A 17,009-nucleotide genomic window follows, 5' to 3' on the forward strand; every position below is an offset into this window, starting at 1 on the left:
TGTCGGTGCTGGGGTTGGCGCACTCGCTTTTTCACCATAGGCTACGGATTGGTCGGATACTGCACTTCCCCCATCCGTATTAAAACTCACGGTATACATCTGCGCATTCCATTTAGCATAAATTTTCATGTTACCTGTGATGTTACTATTAAAATCATAGGTCTGTGTATAACTAGCATCTGTATACCAGCCGCCAAATGTATAGCCTGCTTTCGTTGGCTCTATCTGTGGCATCGTTGCCTTTCCACCGTGCGCTACGGATTGATCCGATACTGCACTTCCTCCGTCCACTTCAAAACTCACGGTATACGTCTGTGCATTCCACTTGGCGTAAATTGTCGTAGCCTCAGTGATAACACTAGTAAAATCATAGACTTGTGTATGGCCAGCATCTGTATACCAGCCGCCAAATGTATAGCCTGCTTTCGTTGGCTCTACATGCGGCATCGTTGCCTTTCCTCCGTGCGCAACGGATTGATGGGATATGGCACTTCCTCCGTCCACTTCAAAACTCACGGTATACGTCTGTGCATTCCACTTGGCGTAAATTGTCGTAGCCTCAGTTGATAACACTATTAAAATCATAGGTCTGTGTATAACCAACGTCTTTATACCAGCCTCCAAATGTATAGCCCGCTTTCGTCGGCTCTATCTCCGGCATCGTTGACATACTGCCATTAACAACCGTTTGACTTGGTACCGCACTTCCTCCATCTGTTTCAAAACTGACTGTATGTTTCACTTGAGGTGAGGTGTTAAAATCGACTAATGAAATGTTGTTAAAAACAGCATAGTCATCTTTCATATTAGGTGAGGAAAGAATTAGAGTAATAATATTACTATTACTTATATCATTAATATTCTGTTCGGTAAGTAAATCACCGATAGGTAATAAAATAGGGTAATCGAAATTATTAAAACTATAAGTTGGTTTTGAAAAATTCTTCTCAATCCCTACATTACTTGGTAAATCAGCTAGAGAATATGTATTCCCTTCAGTAAATGTCCAATCGTCCGAGCTACCAATATTAATTGTCAAATTGGATATATCTCCACCACTATCCGAACCAGGAATAGGTGTAAGACTTAATTTCGCATTAGAATAATCATAGTTTGACGGCAAGTAAAATTTTACATAAGCAGTGTTTGTCTGATCACCTGAATCATAACCACCTACGCCGGCTATTTCTTCTAAAATACCAACGCTATTCGGCATTCCTTGAAAGACAGTTCCCGTTACAATCTTACTTGGAAAGATAGTTGTAACTGCTGCCCTCGCTACTTGTAATTCTAAAAACGGTTGTACAATTATGAGCAACATTGCAATCAACATAAGGACAACATATACTTGTTGACGTTTTTTCATTTACATCACTCCCCATTCACTGGGTATTCACCATACAAACAAATAATAAAGTTTAGTGCTACATAAGGCTGCATGTTATTATGTGGCAAATTCCCTCCAGTTGAACCAATTGCTTGCTGATGAATATTTACTTTTGTATTTGCTGTAAACTCTTTATATAATTTCTTCGGATTTAATCCTCCTATAGCACTCCAAATAGCACCTTCTGGACTACTATCTCCACCAGTTGTTTTCGAGCTTCCTTGTAATACATGCTTATGGGCAGGAATCTGCTCGTTATTTAATGTCACACTTTCTACCCCTACTTCTTTGGCAAATTCTCTTGTTGTAAGTCCTGTGCCAGATCCGTAGTGCATGGGCGCTTTACCTCTTAAATCTGGTAACTTAAAATCTGTTTTGCCATCCCCACCGAATCTATTACCAATAATCGAATATAACACGGCATGCTGCTGAATAAGTAATGTACTGCCATCACAAAAAGCCCAATCTCTTGGTGCATAATTCCCAGCAAATATTCGAATCTCTCCTGAATAGGCATCTGCCATATTTTTGTCCCTCCTTAGCTTCTAGGTGGATAAATTCCATTTATTGCAATACAAAACGATACTACTAGATATGGTTGCATATTATTATGCGCCTGACTTTGTCCTGTAACTGTCATCGCCGTTGAACTCATTTGAGTATTTACATTACTAGAAAACATAGGATTTCCATCAAATTTTCCCCATACGTTATTCATTGGGGATGGTTTATTTGTTACGCCTTCATCAGCATAAACTTCATGCGTGTGATTAGGCATTTCATTTATTGTCAATGTATGTGTTGCCTCACCGCCTATGGACCCATAGGTAATTTGATCACTTTTATGAAGTGGTACTCTTCCTTGCAAATCAGGTAGCGCAAAAGTAGTCTTACCATCTCCCCCATAGAGGTTTCCTATTAATGAATAAAGTGCTGTATGCTGTCTTATTTGTAATAGTCGGCCATCACACGGTAACCAATTTTGAGGTATTTTGTCGAAACTAAATAGCCGTACTTCTCCTAAGAACGGTTCTGCCAATATACTCTCCCCCTTTTAAGAAAAATCAGGGTAAAGACCCTGCGTGGCAATAATAAAATTAATGGCCATTGATGGCATCATATTCTCATGAGGTTGATTTCCACCCACAGACGCCACTAAATCTGTATTCATTCGCACAATATCACTAGCTATATTTGTTTGATAATTCTTTAAATCAGCTTTTCCCCATACATTATTAGCTGGCGAGCTTTCTGTTGTATCCGCTTTTTCTTTATTTGCTGAAACTATATGAGTATGGGCTGGTAAATTCGTTTCTGTTAGTGTTACTTTTTCCGTTCCGCCATTACTCGCGATAGGATATTGCGAGCTTAAATGAATGGGGATTCTTCCACGTAAGTCTGGTAAAGCAAAATTTGTTATTCCATCCCCACCATATTTATTTCCTATTAATGAATAAAGAGCCTGATACTGATTAATCAATAACAGTTGTCCATTACAAAGAGCCCAACCTATTGGAGCAAACTTACCACTAAACATACGAATTTCACCTAGATACGCCTCTGACATGCCAACACTCTCCTTTTCTTTTATTTCCATAGCATTTTCATATAAATCTCATCTTCTTGAATAACTTGAAATCCTAGTTTTTCATAAAGATCTCTTGCAGAATTAGTTTTAAGAACTTGTAATACAACTGCTTTGCGTTGTTCCTTCGCCTTTTTCTGAAGTTGAACAATAAGAAGTGTCCCAATGCCTCTCCCTTGGTAATTTGGCAATAAAGCTATATCTATAAGATGATGGTATTCAGGTTGCTCTTCCGTGAGAAACCTGCCAACGCCCTCAGCATCTACGACAATTTTCCAATGACTCGCTCTTGGAAATTGCTGATTGTAGGAAGCTTGCTGTGCACGCCATTGCATATCTAAAAAAAGTGTCTTTTGTTCAGCCGACCATCCCCATGAATCTATTTCTTCATTTCTTGTAGAGGCATAGATTTCATAGAGAAGTGCTTCATCCTCCTTTGCTATAGTTTTAAGCTCTATTTTCATGATGTTTGTTCCACTTTCTTCTAAACATTCTTATTAGTCACAATGATAGATCTTACAAAGTTATGTCCTTTTTCAGACAAGTCTTCCCAACTATCTACGTGCAATTGATGGTCAGCTAAGCATTCAGATCGATTCTTACTTTTTTGAGGTACGTCCAGGAAAAGCGAGATGGTGCCATAGGATTTTTCGCCTGGCTGTACCTTATCACGCCACGAACAAGAGCATTCATAGCCATTTGGACCAGTGGATGCTTTTATGCCCAATGCTTGTAATGTTGTATTTGGTGGGATACTAACCGGCTCCTTGTCCTCCTCATCTTGGGTGTTCCAGATTCCCCATTCCAATTGTGACTGAAACACTTCAAGCTCACGGTCTGTTGCATTTGTAATCATTAATGAAAATGTCCAAGTCGCCATTTTAGTACGCTCCTCCTGTCGGTACTTTTTTCTTCGCGTTATTCATCACATCGTATACATGCGTACGGTGTAAGACTGCATAATCCCATTCAGATGCACCAATGAGTGTTGTGATATTATTATTGTCTGTTCGGTAAAGAAGAATCATTTTACTAAAAATCCATGGCACAACGTCCATATCCTTATCAGAGGGAGCTTCAAAAACCCTAGTCTTTGAATTTTTCTCTGTTTGATGTTGCTCTTTTGTCACAGCATTTAAAATATTGAATTTCGCCTTTAATTCTGCCTGTAGTTCCTGTGCTACGCTCGCTTTCACGACTTTTTCATCTGATACAGATGCCTTCTCAGTAAATTTAAGGGCAGTTTCAATCGTACAAACCTTTTCCTCCACCACCTTACTAGCAGTAGACAATCCATACTCATCTATGACTGTAATTTTTCCTTTTTTAGTAACAGTTTCAATTTTAGAAGCATCTCCTCTTAAGCAAGTTACCTCTACAGAAAAATACTGTTGTGCCTCTCGCTGCTTTAAATAAAGGCTATCAATTTCTAAATCATTGACCCCGTCCCATAATTTTTTAGAAATGTTGAAGAGAGGCGTTCGAAATAATGGCATTTTTTCAAAATGAACACCACTGGGAATGGATTGGTTTAAATCAATTTCTCGAACATCTTCAATTTCGTTTAATGTTTTGATTTTGGACCAGTCCGTAAATAAATTATTTCTTATTTCTTTTTGTTTCAATTTATCCATTTTATTAGAGATTCGTATATTTCGAACAAAGTTATGACCATCGTGTGGAATGTCTTTCCACTCTGTTACTTCAAAATATCCATTTGCTAGACATCTAGCTTCATTTGGGTCATTATAGGGAACATTTACATAAAGGCTTATTACCCCATATGGTGATTGTGTTGTATTATTTTTATCTTTCCAGGAGCAAGAAAATTCATAGCCATTTGGCCCAAAGGCTGATTTGGCTCCAACAGCTTGAACCGTTTCACCTGCCTTAATCGTTTGAGGTTTTTTATCCTCTTCACCATCTGTATTCCAATAACCCCAGTGTAACTGCGATTCTACTAACTCTAAATCTCGGTCTGTGTCATTTGTAACGTTTAAATAAAAAGTCCACGTCATCATTGCTTCCTCCTTTTAACCGAATTTTCAGAATAATAAAAGCAAATGTATTCTATTTTCTATTTCTTACTACCTAAAACTGGTGTCGAGTATTGTATTTTTCTCAGGACTCTCCTACTGGTTTTTATTATAGTACAACTCCCCTATTTTCTTCTACGAAATAATTCCATTTTTTAGGTTAATTTTTCTTAACCTTTCGACCTATAATTTTGTCAAGAAAGCAAAAAAATCTGCTCATGCTCCCTTTTATGAACATAAACAGATTTACGTAAGGCTTATTTATTCAATTAAAACGAGTAAAGAGCTTCCATACTAATTCATTCCGATCGGCAACATCTACCTTTTGAAAAATTAGCTTTAAATGATCTTGAACGGTATAACTAGAAATTCCGAGGTTTTGTGCAATAATTTTTGTCGGTATCCCCTTTATTACTTCAACTACTACTTCCTTTTCTCTAGGTGTAAGATGATAGGCTATCAGTAAATAGGTTAACATTTCTTTAGGAGATGCTTCATTTAATAGTATAGCTATTTGCTGCTGTGAATCTGCAGTCATGAGAACTGATGCTTGGACTGTTACATAACCCTTATTATTAATTGGCACTAATAACGAATATTGGCTGTTCAATTTGTTAGCCTGTAGCTTTGCACAAAATGCCTGAATTGGTTTGGGTATTTGCCAATCAAGCAAGCCTTCATTGTTTCTTAAAAGTGTTAACAATTGAGCCGCCTTTGTATTGGTGGAAATAATATGATGTTCTTCATCCAAAATAATGATTCCACTCTGTTCCTCTTCGATAAAGAGTCGCTCATCTATAATCGTATGGTAGAACCCCATTAATGCCTCAGCCATAACAGGCATGAGGATTTTCACTTGATTTACATCAGCATCTTGGAAATGGGGTTGTCCATTGTCTATCCTTTTAAACAGTGTTAAAAACCCATAGCATTGCCCCTGAAACATCAATGCAGCTCGAATTTCATCACTAAATCCATGGGGCTCTAACACCTCTCGATAACGTTTACTCTGACTACTCACATCGCTAAGTTTACCGATGTATTTGCCACTTTCCACAAGATATACATAGCTATTTATATCTTGTGAGTCGTATTCCAAAGACATTATTTGCTGATGGATATCCTCTATTGATTGCTCTGTAACAGCTCCTATAGAAAAAAGGGTTTGAGTATCTGTCATCGTACAACAATATGCGTCAAAACTAATAAAATCACGCAATTCTTCTATCATCTTTTGTCGGTATTGAACTGAATTCTGATTATCTTTTAAGTGGACTTCTGACCTTCTTTTCCAATAATGAATATCTTGCACAAAGTTCCTCCCCCCAGAATTATGGGATAGCACATTTTCCATAAGCATTTATAATTGAGAATAATTCTTAATTAAATTGTACAACAAGGAGGTAAAAATGAAAAATCCACAACATGACTGGCACAATCCTAATGTCTCTAAGTACCAAAATACTATTCGACAAAAAATTAGTGGTTATGACCTTATCTATGACATGATGACCGATATTCTTCAAAGTTATCCCACTGATAACATGCTAATAGTTGGAGCTGGTGGCGGTCAGGAACTCTTTTCCCTAGGCCAAGCTTTCCCCTTCTCTCACTTTACAGCCATTGATACTTCTAAAATTATGCTACAGGCTGCCCGTAAACATATTGAGAAATTGGAATCCCCTCTTCATATTGACTGGTATGAAGAAGATTTACTTGCGTTAGTGTTTGACCATCAGTTTGAAGTGGCTTCCTGTCACTTAGTTTCACATTTTATTGAGGAACATGAACAAAAAAAAGCTCTACTACAAAAATTGTCGGATAGCTTACAGGATAGCGGAATTTTATTCATATCATCCATTAATGCAGACATGTCAGCTGTATCATTCCAACACCAACTCAAGTATTGGCGAAGCTCTATGCTGCAAAATGATTTATCTGAGGAACACTGGTTACGCTTTGAGCAATCCTTTGGCTCCTCTACCTATCCAATTACACTTGAATTGCTAACGGACCTATTACATGAAGTCGGATTTTCAACGGTAATTCCATATTTTAAATCACATATGGTCGACGCCTTATTAGCCATTAAAGAAGAGGTTAACAAATGACAAGAGATAATATATTAATCGTTGGCGGATATGGTGAAGTTGGTCGTAAAATTGCAAAAATACTACTCTCTAGTTACCCAAATAGAGTATGTATCGCCGGAAGGAATTTAGAAAAAGCCAGACAGTTTTGTGCACAGCATAATGGTCTCGGGGCACCTTTACAAATGGATGTATCTAAAACTGTACATCCACAGCAATTAGCCAATGTAGCCTTGGTCATTATGTGTTTGGAGCAACAAGATACTACATTTGCAGAGCTCTGCTTGAAAGAAGGAATTAAGTATATTGATATTACTGCTAGCCATACCTTCCTCAAACAACTAAAAAATCTTCATTCGATAGCTATAGAGTATCGTTCAACTGCCATATTCAGTGTCGGTATGGCTCCAGGACTAACTAATATAATGGCCATGCATGCGACCAAGCCATTAACCACTATGGAGAAGCTTCATATTTCTATTTTACTTGGAGCCGGAGATACGCATGGCACTGCAGCTATTCTTTGGATTTTGCAACAATTAAATATTCCGTATTCCCATTACGAAAATCAGATTATTACTAATTTCACTAGTAAGAGATCTGTGCAATTTAGGGATATTGGAAAACGTAGTGTGTACCAATTCAACTTTTCAGATCAGCACACATTAGCTCATCATTTTCCTAGTGTTCCCATTGTGACGAGATTAGGCTTTGATGTAGAATCACTTAATTGGTTTGTCGCCTTCTTACAAAAAAGTCGTATTGCCTATTTATTGAAATTTAAAGGAGTACAATCCATGCTTGCCTCCCTCGTTCAAAAAATAAAAATGGGTACAGATGTATGCTCCATACAAATTGAAGCTATTGGTAAGATACAACATAAAGAAGCGAATGTGACACTAGACTTTAAAGGTCGTGATGAATCACTTGTGACAGCAAAGGTTGCAGCTGCCATTGCTAGAGAACTTCTAGATAACAAATATCCAGCGGGGACTTATCATATTGAAGAATTATTTACATTCGAATCATTACAAAACCAATTTGATGCATCTTCTTTCTCTCAACTAATTACATCACAATAGGGGCATAACCTTATATTTTGCGTTCTTAATAAAAAACGCAGTAAGTTCCCCTCTCAAAGAGAACTTACTGCGTTTAATTATTTATAAAACTTTTTCTAAGAAATCCTTTGCTCGCTGTGTTGAAGGCGCTGTAAAAAACTGCTCGGGAGGAGCATCCTCAATGAGCTTGCCACCATCTAAGAAGAGTATACGATCAGCAACTTCACGTGCAAAGCCCATTTCATGTGTCACAATTAACATTGTCATGCCGCTGTCCGCTAGGTTTTTCATAACAGCCAATACTTCTTTAACCATTTCTGGATCGAGTGCTGACGTTGGTTCATCAAATAATATAACCTTTGGATCCATCGCAAGCGCTCGGGCAATGGCAACACGTTGTTTTTGTCCACCAGAGAGACGGTTTGGATACTCTTGGCGCTTTTCAAAGAGCCCTACTTTCTTAAGTAACTCTTCTGCATTTTTTATCGCAACCGCTTTATCCATTCCCTTTACATTAATTGGAGCGTACGTTAAATTTTCTAACACTGTTTTATGTGGGAAAAGATGAAAATGCTGAAATACCATCCCAACTTCTTCCCGTATTTTCATAATATTCGTCCCTTTATCTGTAAGAACATCCCCAGCAATCGTTACCTTTCCACTCGTAGGGAGTTCTAATAAGTTTAGGCAACGAAGGAATGTTGATTTGCCAGATCCTGAAGGTCCGATAATAGCAATTACTTCTTTTTCTTTAACTTCGGTTGAAATACCTTTTAGTACTTCATTCTGACCATATGATTTGTGTAGATCTTCAATTTTAATCACTTTTTCTCATTCCCTTCTCGATTCGTTTACCAAGGAACGTTAAAACAAGTGTCATGAGGTAATAGATAATACCGGCAAATAGTAAAGGCTCAAGATATCGATATGTCGAACCACCTACGATATAAGCACGACGCATTATATCAAGGGCACTAATTACTGTGACAACTGCAGTTTCTTTATTTAGTGTAATAAATTCATTAACTAGAGAGGGCAAAATATTTTTTACTGCCTGCGGGATAATTATATCCTTCATCATCTTTGCATAAGGAATGCCAAGAGCTTGTGCCGCCTCCATTTGCCCTTTATCCACTGCATTAATACCTGCACGAATAATTTCCGAAATATATGCACCTGAATTTAAACCAAATGCAATAATGGCCGTTGGAATAGGCTCGATTTGAATATCTAATAATTGTGGTACTGCATAATAAATAATTAATAATTGTAATACTAGTGGTGTACCACGGAAAATTGACGTATAAAAGTCAGCAAACCAGCGTAAAACTTTTACCTTTCCAATTTTACATAAAGCTAGTAATATACCGACGATAAACCCAATGATGGATGCACCAATTGCAATTTGAAGTGTAACACCTATCCCTTTTAAAATATAAGGAATAGAGGGAACGATAGCTGTAAAATCCAAATTCACAGCGCTCCCTCCTTTCTTTTTCATCTTGATTCAGCAATTCTTTTTTGCACTGAAAGCGAAACAACAAATACAGAAGCTTCTGGCGGTTGTCACAGATATGAGAGTGGTTCTTTTCTAGCACACTCGACAAAATCTAGACGTAATCATGCCGAAGCATATTAGATTGAACTGAAAAGCATAAGCGATAGCCCAAATAAGAGCTATCGCATGCAAGTATTATTCAACTTTTTCTAACCATTTTTCTTCTAGCTCTTGGATTTTTCCTTCTTCAGCTAGTTCTTTTAATGCCTTGTTAATTTTTTCTTTTAAATCACTGCCTTTTGGCACAGCAATCGCTTTGAAATCCTCGGGCTGTTCTTCTACAGGGAAGGCTGCTAATTGATCATTTGTTTTTAAATAACCCTTCGCAACGCCACCCTCTAAAATGCCTGCGTCTAAGCGCTTAGACATCATATCTTGAATAATTTCAGGAATTCGTGTACGTCCTTCAACTGAAACATCCACTTTTTTAGCAATTTCATTACCTAAGTTTTCTTGAATAGAGGCTGTTTGCACACCGACTTTTTTACCAGCTAAATCAGCTTCCTTTTTAATACCGCTATCCTTTTTAACAATGATTACTTGCTCTGTTTCATTGTATTGATCAGAAAAATCTACTACCTTTTCACGCTCAGGGTTTGGTGTCATACCAGAAATGACTACATCAATTTTTCCTGCTTGTAACGCTGGTACAAGACTGTTGAAGTCCATATCTTGCACTTGCATGTCCACACCTATTTTTTCCCCAACCAATTTAATTAAATCAATATCAAATCCAATAATTTCTTCACCTTTTGCAGCGTCAACATATTCAAATGGCGCATAGTCTGCTGAAGTACCAACTTTTAATACTTGTTTGTCTGTACTACCATCAGCATTATTATTTGCATTATCCTCTTTAGCGCCACAAGCTGCTAGTACGCCAATAGCTAGGACAAGAATTATCATGAAAAACTTATTCTTCATCTTTAAGCATCTCCTTTTATTTATAATGTATTGTGTATGAGAATACATTTCTCGAAAATAGTTGATTGGATATTTATTCATGTTTGAGAATAAAAAAACTATCTGCTAATTAAGATATACTCTTTTGAAATAATAATCAAGATAAACTAGAAAATTTTTAACGAATTATTATATGCTAAATTTTCAGATAAGTCAATTTATTGTTTTCAAGTTCACTTTCTTTACTATTTTCCGAAAGCTTAATAATTATCCCTTCATTCTTTAACAAAATTTCCGCGGAAATAAAAAAGACCCCCATTTGGAGGTCTCTTGCTTATTTGTCTTCTGTAAATAATTTATCTTTTAATTGGTCCTCGCCAGAGCCTTCCGCTAATGGAACATGAGAACGATAAGCCGCTCGACAGATTAAATGTCCAGCAACTGGAGCTGTAACAAAGACGAATAGAATACCTAAAATTAATCGGACACTAACATAACCATCGTGCACCCAAAAGTATATAAATGCACCTAATAAGCAAGTTAACACGGATAACGTGGAGCTTTTCGTAGCAGCATGTGATCGCGTATAAACATCTGGTAAACGAATCATGCCAAATGCGCTAATAACACTCACAATCGACCCGATTAGAATGAGGATGACTGCCGCCCATTCAATCATTTGATTTACGTTCAACAATCACACCTCTTTCAATATATTTTGTAAAAGCAATGGTCCCAATAAACGCTAAAATACCTAATATAAGAATGGCTTCTAAGTAAGCCTTTGTTTTTAATATAATCGAAACAATCGCAATAGCGGATAAAAGATTTACACCAATTGTATCGAGAGCAATGGCTCGGTCAGGCATAGATGGGCCTCGGATAACCCGATACAACGACAGCGCGATGGAAATACTAAAGAAGGCGAGAGCCAGAAGTAAAATATTCTCTATCATTAACGCGTCACCTCCATTATTGCTTGTTCAAACTTCCCAATAGAGCGAATAACAGCATCCTTAGACTGCTCAATGTCCATCGCATGAATATAAAAGACATCGCCCTCTTCAGAAACTTCCATGACGACAGAGCCAGGTGTTAATGTTAGCAATAATGCTAGCGCCGTAATTTCCCAATCACCCTTGAGTGCGGTTTTATACGTAAAAATACCTGGCGTAATGTTTAGCTTTGGTGTAGTAATTTGCTTTAATACGCTATAGCTTGATAAAAATAGCTCCCAATTAAATAGCCATAATAGCTTGATAATCGAAAAGACTCGTCGCAAGTAAAATTGGGTCCCATAAAACCGGTGCATCGCATATAATATGCCCATTCCTACGATAAACCCCATTAAAAACGTTGAAAATTGTGGTGTCACTTCATCTTGCAAAAGTAACCAAAGTGCTGCGATAAATAAATTCAAAATAAACTGCATCGCCATTATTTATTCACCTCACCTTGCCATTGTTCACCATCTAGAACAGCGTCTATATAGATAGATGGTGTATATAACGTTTCTGCTGCATCGGTGACAAAGGGAGCTAATTTCTCCGCTCCTATTCCTAAACTAATTGTACAAGCAGCCAATAAAGTTAACGGCAGTATTACACGTTTGGGTAAAGGCTTTTCATCCTCTAAACTAATAATGGTCTCTCCAAAAAAGGAGGAGAGAAATATCCGCAGTAATGAATACAAAACAATTAAACTAGAGAAAAACCCTAGACCTAATAGAACAAAATTGCCGCCCTCTATCGCACCTTGTCCAATTAAAACCTTCCCTAAAAAGCCACTCAATGGCGGGATACCCGCTAATGAACACATGGCTACAAAGAATAGCCATCCAAAGAACGGATAGTTGCGAATAAGCCCACTCATTTTATCTATGACTGTTTCTCCAGTTACATAAATCATCATGCCGACAGCTAAAAATAACATAGCCTTTGCCACCATATCATGCATTAAATAATAGACAACGCCCTGTAAGGCAGACTCAGTACCAATCGCTAGACCAGCTACTATAAACCCAACACCAATCAATACATTATAAGAAGCGATTGTTCTAACATCACGCCCTGAAAGAGCACCGATACAGCCAGCTATAATTGTAATACCCGCCATAATGCCAAGTGCCATATGCGTGACTTCGGTATTATTTGGGAAAAGCAATGTAAAGGTTCTTACGAGTGCATAAATCCCAACCTTTGTTAATAGTGCTGCGAATAAAGCGGCAATGGCAGTGGGAGGTACACTATAAGAGCCAGGCAGCCAGAAGAATAATAGCAGTCCCGCCTTTAAGCTAAAGACAATTAAGAAAATGAGTGCCACTGTTGTAATAAGTGGATTAGCACCGGCTTCCATCACACGCATAGAAATATGGGCCATATTTAATGTACCGACTGTTCCATAAAGAAAAGCCAATGCCACCAAGAAAATCCAAGACGCTACAATATTAATCAGCACATATTTTAATGCTTCACGGAGTTGAACCTTTTCCCCACCTATACTAATAAGTGCATATGAAGCCAGCAACATCACCTCAAAACATACAAATAAGTTAAAGATATCTCCTGTCAAAAATGAACCATTAACACCAGCTACCATTAGTAAGGTAAATGGATAAAAATACATTTTTTCATACCTTAACTCCATTGTGAATATTGCATAGAGCATACAAATAACTGCTACAATATTTGCTATTAACACGAGTAGTGTTGCGAAGGAATCTGCCACAAATGAGATACCAAAAGGAGGTGCCCAACCACTAAAGTCAATGCGCAATATCCCTTGTTCTTGAATTTCTACTAATAAAATCACGCTAATAATAACGATAAAGCTTAATGTCAGTAAACTAATAATCCGTTGTAAAAAGACATGCTCTTTTAAAAACACCAGTAAAATAGCTGTAATTACCGGTACTATTAATGGTAAAACAATCATATTACTCATCCGGCGTACCCCTCAATTCATCAAAATTCCCTGAACCATTTGTTTTGTACGCTCGATAGCCTAAAACGAGAACAAACGCAGTCACAGCAAAACTAATAACAATAGCTGTTAGAATTAGGGCTTGCGGCAATGCATCTGTATAAGGACCCTCTGATTCGCCTAATAATGGTACATCCCCTTTTTTAAGACCTCCCATTGTTAGAATTAGTAAGTGGGCAGCATGTGATAAAACAGCAGTGCCTAAAATAACACGTAATAACTGTTTAGAGAGGATTAAGTACGTCGCAACAGCTACTAATATACCTACTAAAACAAGTATTAAAGATTCCATCGGCTACTCATCCTCACTTATGCTTAAAATAATTGTCACGACAACACCCACCACCGTCAAAGCTACTCCTGCTTCAAAAATGGTTACGGTTGAAAAACCCATTTTCCCGAAAATCGGGACATTTATATACGTATAAGCCTGTGTTAAAAATGGTACATCGAAAAACAAAGAACCAATTGCCGTACCTGTTGCCAGCAATACACCAAGAGCCGCAACCTTTTTAAAGTCAAACGGCATTCCCTTATGCACAGTCTCTATATCGTAAGCAAGATACAATAATACAATGCCAGAAGCTAACACGAGGCCACCAATAAAGCCACCACCTGGAGCGTGGTGTCCCGCAAAGAACAAATACACGCCAAGTGTTAAAATAATGAAGACGACTGCCTTAGTGACTGTCCGTAATATCACATCATTAATTTTCATGATCTGCTTCCTCCTTCCGAGGCTTAAGCTTTGTTAGTGTATAAACCCCTAAGCCAGCAATCAGAAGCACTACAACCTCAAGCATTGTATCAAAGGCACGAAAATCCCCTAGAATTGTATTAACTATGTTGGAACCACCCGCTAGCTCATAGGCATCATTAAAATAAGTGGATACTGGCTCAAATTGCTCGTAGTGCACTACAGCTAGACCAACCATTGTGACTGTTGCACCGACAAAAATAGAGATCATCGCTTTAGACCATTGCACCCTTTTGCGAGGTGCCTCAGGCATTAAGTCTGGTAAATACTTAAAGCATAAAAGGAATAATGCAGTTGTTACTGACTCTACAACTAATTGTGTTAACGCTAAATCTGGTGCGCGGAAAATGACAAAGAAGAAGGCAATTGAATAGCCTAATACGCCATTTAATAGCATGGCTGTAACGCGACCCTTTGCAAAAATCATCCAAACTGCAGCGAATACCATAACAAATACAAGAATTAATTCGTATGACTCAATCGTGGAGTCCATATCAAAATTAAAGGTCATTGCGTCTGAATAAATAAAATAACCAGCGATTAGTGCCACGAAAAATACATATATATAGACAAAATAATGGGTTAAATTACCTGTCATATATTTGCGAGTAAGCTTCTCTGAACCACTTTCACTTATTTCTATCATTCGATTATAGTAATTATTAAACGTATATTTTTGTGAAAAAATGCGATACATCGGCTTCCAGCTTTTCAATGTTTTGAATAAGATGATCCCGAGTACAATGACTCCTAACGTCATGAACAATTCCGCATTAATTCCATGCCAAGCAGAAATATGTGGTGTTAATTCATTGGCTGTTGGGAATGTAGGATAAATACTTGCCATGGCTGGCTCTAAAATATAATGACCTAACACGTTCGGGAAGAAAAAGATACCGACTACTAACAGACATAAAATAATGGGTGATATTAGCATGCCCAATGGAGCTTCATGTGGTTTTCTATCTATTTTCTCAGGCTGTAGTTTACCCAAAAATGTTCGACTAATTAAAATTAAACTGTAGACAAAGGTAAAGATACTGGCTACCCATGCTACTAATGGGAAAAATAACCCTACATCAGCAATGGAAAAGGCCTCTACATCCCGAATAGCCAAGACCGCTGCAAAAAACATTTCTTTACTCAAGAAACCATTAAATGGTGGTAATCCTGCCATAGAAAAGCTACCAATGACTGCGATTGTAAATGTAATAGGCATTAAGGACATTAAGCCACCTAAACGGCGAATATCCCGAGTTCCCACTTCATGGTCGACAATCCCAACCATCATGAATAAGGCTCCTTTAAATGTGGAGTGGTTGATGAGATGAAAAAGAGCAGCAAAACTTGCTTGTGTATATATAATAGAGTCTTTAGTGTAGCCATAGTAATGACCCACAGACCCTAGACCAAATAGACTCATAATTAAGCCTAGCTGACTTATCGTTGAAAAGGCTAAAAGCGCCTTTAAATCCGTTTGGCGAACTGCATTAAATGATCCCCAGAAAAGTGTAACAAGACCAATAACACTTACGAGCCAGAACCAAATCGCTTCTCCGCCAAAAACTGGTGAAAAGCGGGCAACTAAATAAATCCCTGCCTTTACCATTGTGGCTGAGTGTAAGTATGCACTAACAGGTGTTGGTGCTTCCATGGCGTCCGGTAGCCAAATATGAAATGGAAATTGTGCAGATTTTGTAAAAGCCCCTAGTAAAATTAAGATTAATGCTGGAGTAAATAGGGCATGATCACGGATAACCTCTACATGAGCTACAATTTCACGAATACTAAATGTATCAGCAGCTACATATAGCATCAGGAAACCAGCTAACATAGAGAGACCGCCAAAGACTGTAATCATCATTGCTTTTTTAGCACCTGCACGTGATGCCTTTCTATGATGCCAAAATGCAATTAATAGGAATGATGACACACTCGTTAATTCCCAAAATGTGTATAATACCATTAGGTTATCTGAAAAGACAACGCCAAGCATAGCGCCCATGAATAGTAATAAATAGCAGTAAAAATGGTGAAGAGATTCTTTCGTTGACAAATAAAAAATAGAATATAAAATGACTAAACTACCTACACCTGTAATCAGTAAGCCAAAAATCATACTGAGCCCATCTAGGTAAGTTGTAATATTTATATTAAAAGAGGGAATCCACTCATATGTATGGATAAATGTTTTACCTCCGGCAATTTGAGGAATATAGCGCGCAAGTAAAAGAAACAAGATGAATGGAACAGAAAAAACAAACCAGCCAAGATGTGTTACACGCCTTAGTCGCCTATACAGCAATGGGATAAGTGCAGCACAGACAAATGGCAAAAGTATCGCGATAAGAACTGTAACCAAATGAAAACCTCCTACTATCAAAATCATCAAGCAAATTTTTGTGGTGATTGGAATGGTAAGTGCTAAAACTATAGCAATTTGTTTAAGCTAAGTAACATATCAGATATATTCTTGAAATTTTGCAAATGGAAAGTGATGGGGTGTTAAAGTGTCTTGTCATTCATTGAAAATGGTATGTTTAGTTATTTAGTCACCTCTAACCCGATGCAAGCCTAAATAACTTGTGGAAAATCAGATAATTTATACAGTTACAACTCAATTATATCAGCATTATAAAGACACTTGACT

At 37.6% G+C, this 17,009-nt stretch carries 21 protein-coding genes; 2 read left to right on the forward strand and 19 right to left on the reverse strand.

What is annotated here, in order from left to right:
- From AC1Q6O_RS20305 to AC1Q6O_RS20345, 9 genes are all read right to left on the reverse strand, one after another.
- The coding region (locus tag AC1Q6O_RS20305) for an InlB B-repeat-containing protein (RefSeq protein ID WP_492402068.1) at positions 1-585 on the reverse strand (585 nt) is incomplete at its 3' end.
- The gene (locus AC1Q6O_RS20310) at positions 560-1,321 is read right to left on the reverse strand and encodes an InlB B-repeat-containing protein (protein WP_492402070.1); all 762 of its coding nucleotides are present in this window, start codon (positions 1,319-1,321) and stop codon (positions 560-562) included. The genes AC1Q6O_RS20305 and AC1Q6O_RS20310, both read right to left, overlap by 26 nt.
- A 50-nt stretch (positions 1,322-1,371) precedes the next feature.
- Positions 1,372-1,911: a phage tail protein gene (locus AC1Q6O_RS20315; protein ID WP_089986889.1), complete on the reverse strand. Its 540-nt coding sequence runs from the start codon at positions 1,909-1,911 to the stop codon at positions 1,372-1,374.
- A 14-nt stretch (positions 1,912-1,925) separates the two neighbouring features.
- Positions 1,926-2,426 carry a phage tail protein gene (locus tag AC1Q6O_RS20320; RefSeq protein WP_089986888.1) on the reverse strand — a complete coding sequence of 167 codons (501 nt, stop codon included), beginning with the start codon at positions 2,424-2,426 and terminating at the stop codon, positions 1,926-1,928.
- 15 nt (positions 2,427-2,441) lie between these two features.
- Complete coding sequence (locus AC1Q6O_RS20325) at positions 2,442-2,954, reverse strand: phage tail protein (protein ID WP_089986887.1); 513 nt, start codon at positions 2,952-2,954, stop codon at positions 2,442-2,444.
- 20 nt (positions 2,955-2,974) lie between these two features.
- A complete protein-coding gene (locus tag AC1Q6O_RS20330) occupies positions 2,975-3,436 on the reverse strand; it encodes a GNAT family N-acetyltransferase (protein WP_089986886.1) in 462 nt (153 codons plus the stop codon).
- A gap of 20 nt (positions 3,437-3,456) precedes the next feature.
- On the reverse strand, positions 3,457-3,852 hold the full coding sequence (locus AC1Q6O_RS20335) for a hypothetical protein (protein WP_089986885.1): 396 nt from the start codon (positions 3,850-3,852) through the stop codon (positions 3,457-3,459).
- Between the two features lies 1 nt (position 3,853).
- Positions 3,854-4,993 carry a hypothetical protein gene (locus AC1Q6O_RS20340; protein ID WP_239355396.1) on the reverse strand — a complete coding sequence of 380 codons (1,140 nt, stop codon included), beginning with the start codon at positions 4,991-4,993 and terminating at the stop codon, positions 3,854-3,856.
- A 280-nt stretch (positions 4,994-5,273) separates the two neighbouring features.
- On the reverse strand, positions 5,274-6,320 hold the full coding sequence (locus AC1Q6O_RS20345; RefSeq protein WP_492402072.1) for a helix-turn-helix transcriptional regulator: 1,047 nt from the start codon (positions 6,318-6,320) through the stop codon (positions 5,274-5,276).
- Positions 6,321-6,417: 97 nt separating this feature from the next.
- Between AC1Q6O_RS20345 and AC1Q6O_RS20350 the strand changes: the two genes are divergently transcribed.
- Positions 6,418-7,119 carry a class I SAM-dependent methyltransferase gene (locus AC1Q6O_RS20350; RefSeq protein ID WP_492402073.1) on the forward strand — a complete coding sequence of 234 codons (702 nt, stop codon included), beginning with the start codon at positions 6,418-6,420 and terminating at the stop codon, positions 7,117-7,119.
- Positions 7,116-8,180 (forward strand): saccharopine dehydrogenase family protein, encoded by a 1,065-nt coding sequence (locus AC1Q6O_RS20355; RefSeq protein WP_492402074.1) that lies wholly within the window; start codon positions 7,116-7,118, stop codon positions 8,178-8,180. The genes AC1Q6O_RS20350 and AC1Q6O_RS20355 overlap by 4 nt, the downstream gene beginning before the upstream one ends.
- 81 nt (positions 8,181-8,261) lie before the next feature.
- Here AC1Q6O_RS20355 and AC1Q6O_RS20360 read toward each other — a convergent pair whose 3' ends face one another.
- From AC1Q6O_RS20360 to AC1Q6O_RS20405, 10 genes are all read right to left on the reverse strand, one after another.
- On the reverse strand, positions 8,262-8,984 hold the full coding sequence (locus AC1Q6O_RS20360) for an amino acid ABC transporter ATP-binding protein (protein ID WP_089986880.1): 723 nt from the start codon (positions 8,982-8,984) through the stop codon (positions 8,262-8,264).
- Positions 8,977-9,636 carry an amino acid ABC transporter permease gene (locus AC1Q6O_RS20365; RefSeq protein ID WP_031418079.1) on the reverse strand — a complete coding sequence of 220 codons (660 nt, stop codon included), beginning with the start codon at positions 9,634-9,636 and terminating at the stop codon, positions 8,977-8,979. Before AC1Q6O_RS20365 ends, AC1Q6O_RS20360 begins: the two co-directional genes overlap by 8 nt.
- A gap of 216 nt (positions 9,637-9,852) precedes the next feature.
- A complete protein-coding gene (locus AC1Q6O_RS20370; RefSeq protein ID WP_089986879.1) occupies positions 9,853-10,641 on the reverse strand; it encodes a transporter substrate-binding domain-containing protein in 789 nt (262 codons plus the stop codon).
- Positions 10,642-10,954: 313 nt separating this feature from the next.
- Positions 10,955-11,314 (reverse strand): Na+/H+ antiporter subunit G, encoded by a 360-nt coding sequence (locus AC1Q6O_RS20375; protein WP_089986878.1) that lies wholly within the window; start codon positions 11,312-11,314, stop codon positions 10,955-10,957.
- The gene (locus AC1Q6O_RS20380) at positions 11,292-11,576 is read right to left on the reverse strand and encodes a Na(+)/H(+) antiporter subunit F1 (protein ID WP_025116881.1); all 285 of its coding nucleotides are present in this window, start codon (positions 11,574-11,576) and stop codon (positions 11,292-11,294) included. The genes AC1Q6O_RS20375 and AC1Q6O_RS20380 overlap by 23 nt, the downstream gene beginning before the upstream one ends.
- A complete protein-coding gene (locus AC1Q6O_RS20385; protein WP_012292439.1) occupies positions 11,576-12,058 on the reverse strand; it encodes a Na+/H+ antiporter subunit E in 483 nt (160 codons plus the stop codon). The genes AC1Q6O_RS20380 and AC1Q6O_RS20385 overlap by 1 nt, the downstream gene beginning before the upstream one ends.
- Positions 12,058-13,563, reverse strand: a complete 1,506-nt coding sequence (locus AC1Q6O_RS20390) for a Na+/H+ antiporter subunit D (protein WP_089986877.1) — start codon at positions 13,561-13,563, stop codon at positions 12,058-12,060. Before AC1Q6O_RS20390 ends, AC1Q6O_RS20385 begins: the two co-directional genes overlap by 1 nt.
- Positions 13,556-13,894 carry a Na(+)/H(+) antiporter subunit C gene (locus AC1Q6O_RS20395; RefSeq protein ID WP_004233143.1) on the reverse strand — a complete coding sequence of 113 codons (339 nt, stop codon included), beginning with the start codon at positions 13,892-13,894 and terminating at the stop codon, positions 13,556-13,558. The genes AC1Q6O_RS20390 and AC1Q6O_RS20395 overlap by 8 nt, the downstream gene beginning before the upstream one ends.
- A 3-nt stretch (positions 13,895-13,897) precedes the next feature.
- Positions 13,898-14,320: a Na(+)/H(+) antiporter subunit B gene (locus AC1Q6O_RS20400; RefSeq protein ID WP_036122157.1), complete on the reverse strand. Its 423-nt coding sequence runs from the start codon at positions 14,318-14,320 to the stop codon at positions 13,898-13,900.
- Positions 14,310-16,721, reverse strand: a complete 2,412-nt coding sequence (locus AC1Q6O_RS20405) for a Na+/H+ antiporter subunit A (RefSeq protein WP_170844169.1) — start codon at positions 16,719-16,721, stop codon at positions 14,310-14,312. The genes AC1Q6O_RS20400 and AC1Q6O_RS20405 overlap by 11 nt, the downstream gene beginning before the upstream one ends.
- Positions 16,722-17,009: the final 288 nt, after the last annotated feature.

Source organism: Lysinibacillus sp. GW823-FHT06C08, from assembly GCF_058795135.1.

Excerpts from the sequence above, each read along its gene's own strand:
- AC1Q6O_RS20385 (WP_012292439.1), bottom strand. The coding sequence starts at position 12,058 with ATGGCGATGCAGTTTATTTTGAATTTATTTATCGCAGCACTTTGGTTA.
- AC1Q6O_RS20390 (WP_089986877.1), bottom strand. The coding sequence starts at position 13,563 with ATGAGTAATATGATTGTTTTACCATTAATAGTACCGGTAATTACAGCT.
- AC1Q6O_RS20395 (WP_004233143.1), bottom strand. The coding sequence starts at position 13,894 with ATGGAATCTTTAATACTTGTTTTAGTAGGTATATTAGTAGCTGTTGCG.
- AC1Q6O_RS20330 (WP_089986886.1), bottom strand. The coding sequence starts at position 3,436 with ATGAAAATAGAGCTTAAAACTATAGCAAAGGAGGATGAAGCACTTCTC.
- AC1Q6O_RS20400 (WP_036122157.1), bottom strand. The coding sequence starts at position 14,320 with ATGAAAATTAATGATGTGATATTACGGACAGTCACTAAGGCAGTCGTC.
- AC1Q6O_RS20325 (WP_089986887.1), bottom strand. The coding sequence starts at position 2,954 with ATGTCAGAGGCGTATCTAGGTGAAATTCGTATGTTTAGTGGTAAGTTT.
- AC1Q6O_RS20350 (WP_492402073.1), top strand. The coding sequence starts at position 6,418 with ATGAAAAATCCACAACATGACTGGCACAATCCTAATGTCTCTAAGTAC.
- AC1Q6O_RS20315 (WP_089986889.1), bottom strand. The coding sequence starts at position 1,911 with ATGGCAGATGCCTATTCAGGAGAGATTCGAATATTTGCTGGGAATTAT.
- AC1Q6O_RS20340 (WP_239355396.1), bottom strand. The coding sequence starts at position 4,993 with ATGATGACGTGGACTTTTTATTTAAACGTTACAAATGACACAGACCGA.
- AC1Q6O_RS20310 (WP_492402070.1), bottom strand. The coding sequence starts at position 1,321 with ATGTTGCTCATAATTGTACAACCGTTTTTAGAATTACAAGTAGCGAGG.
- AC1Q6O_RS20370 (WP_089986879.1), bottom strand. The coding sequence starts at position 10,641 with ATGAAGAATAAGTTTTTCATGATAATTCTTGTCCTAGCTATTGGCGTA.
- AC1Q6O_RS20335 (WP_089986885.1), bottom strand. The coding sequence starts at position 3,852 with ATGGCGACTTGGACATTTTCATTAATGATTACAAATGCAACAGACCGT.
- AC1Q6O_RS20355 (WP_492402074.1), top strand. The coding sequence starts at position 7,116 with ATGACAAGAGATAATATATTAATCGTTGGCGGATATGGTGAAGTTGGT.
- AC1Q6O_RS20380 (WP_025116881.1), bottom strand. The coding sequence starts at position 11,576 with ATGATAGAGAATATTTTACTTCTGGCTCTCGCCTTCTTTAGTATTTCC.